The organism is Roseisolibacter sp. H3M3-2, from assembly GCF_029211165.1.
In the GTDB taxonomy this organism is placed as follows: domain Bacteria; phylum Gemmatimonadota; class Gemmatimonadetes; order Gemmatimonadales; family Gemmatimonadaceae; genus Roseisolibacter.
Genome location: NZ_JARGEK010000626.1, coordinates 1 through 1,484, shown reverse-complemented (window position 1 = coordinate 1,484; position 1,484 = coordinate 1). Strand labels below are relative to the sequence as shown.

Sequence of the window (1,484 nt, the reverse complement as noted above, 5' to 3'; positions counted from 1 at the left end):
GGCACGTGCAGCCGCACCACCTCGCCCACGCCCGCGGTGAACAGCGCCGCCGCGACCAGCGCGTCGCACCCGCGGGGCGCCTCGTCGTCGCCGAGCGGGCGCCGCGCCGCCCGCGCGCGCGCCCTGCGGTCGTTCCAGGCGCGCGACACGTCCTTGGTGGGCGACTCCGACGGGTGCGACAGCTCGACCGCCAGCGTCCCGCGCACCGCGATCCGCGCGGCCGGCGTCACGTCCCCGGCGCGCAGCCCGGCGAGGCGCGCGCGCACCGGGCGGTCGAGCGCCGCGGGGATCGCGCGCATCGCCCCGTAGGTGAGGACGCCGGCCAGCGCCGCCGCCGGCCAGTCGCCGAGCGCGCCGTGCGCCGGCCACCACGCGGCGGCGAACGTCGCTCCCCACAGGAACGCCGTCGGCGCCAGCCCGAGCACGAACCCCGGCAGGATGCCGAGGAAGAGGCCGAGGATCACCAGCGACGGCGCGCCCAGCGCGACCAGCGCCAGCAGCCCGGTGACGGTGAGGTACTGGAGGAGCGCCTGCTCCGGCCCCGAGAGCGGCGCCACGTCAGCCGAGCAGCGCCTTGATCCGGTCGCCGTAGGCGCGGCTCGACTCGAACCGCGCGCCGCTGCGCATCGTCACGCGGTACTCGCCGTGCCCCAGCGGCTCCACCCGCGCGATCCGGTCGACGTTCACGATCGCCGAGCGGTGGATGCGGACGAAGCGCGCCGGGTCGACCTTCTGCTCCAGCGACTTCATCGTCTCGCGCACGAGGTGCGACCGCTGCCCGTCGCCGAGCGCGACGTAGTTCCCCTCGGCGACCGCGGTCTCGACGTCCTCCACCGGGACGAAGTAGTGCCCGCGCGCGCCGCGCACCACGAACCGGCGCGGCCGCTCGGCGCCCGCGCGCAGCTCGGTCAGCTCGGCGAGCACCGCGCGCAGCTCGGCGGCCAGCGGCGCCGGGGCGGGGAGGCCGAGCCGGCGCTCGACGCGGGCCAGCGCGGCGGCGAAGCGCTCGCGGTCCACCGGCTTCACGAGGTAGTCGAGCGCGCTCACCTCGAACGCCGCCAGCGCGAACTCGTCGTGCGCCGTCACGAAGACGATCGCCAGCGCGTCGTCGCGGTCCACCAGCGCCTGCGCCACCTCGACGCCGCTGCGCCCCGGCATGCTGATGTCGAGGAAGACGACGTCGGGGCGCTCGCGCGCCGCCGCCGCCAGCGCCGCGTCGCCGTCCGCGCACTCGGCGGCCACGCGCCAGTCGGGGTGCCGCGCCAGCAAGCGGCGCAGCCGCTCGCGCGCCAGCGGCTCGTCGTCCACCACCACGGCGGTGCGCGTCACGGCACGGGCCTCACGCCGCCAGCGCCCCGCCGTGCAGCGGCAGCCGCACCTCGACCGCCGTGCCGCCGCCGGCGGCCGCGCCGAGGGTCAGCGCGCCGCGCGCGCCGTGCAGCTCCGCGAGGCGGGGGCGCGCGTTGGCGAGCCCCACAAGTCGG

General features: G+C 78.4%; 1 protein-coding gene and 1 pseudogene. Both read right to left on the bottom strand.

What is annotated here, in order from left to right:
• Positions 1–557 (bottom strand): annotated as a pseudogene (locus PYV61_RS25215) (hypothetical protein); the annotation flags it as partial.
• 1 nt (position 558) lies between these two features.
• On the bottom strand, positions 559–1,329 hold the full coding sequence (locus tag PYV61_RS25210) for a LytTR family DNA-binding domain-containing protein (protein WP_275836639.1): 771 nt from the start codon (positions 1,327–1,329) through the stop codon (positions 559–561).
• Positions 1,330–1,484: the final 155 nt, after the last annotated feature.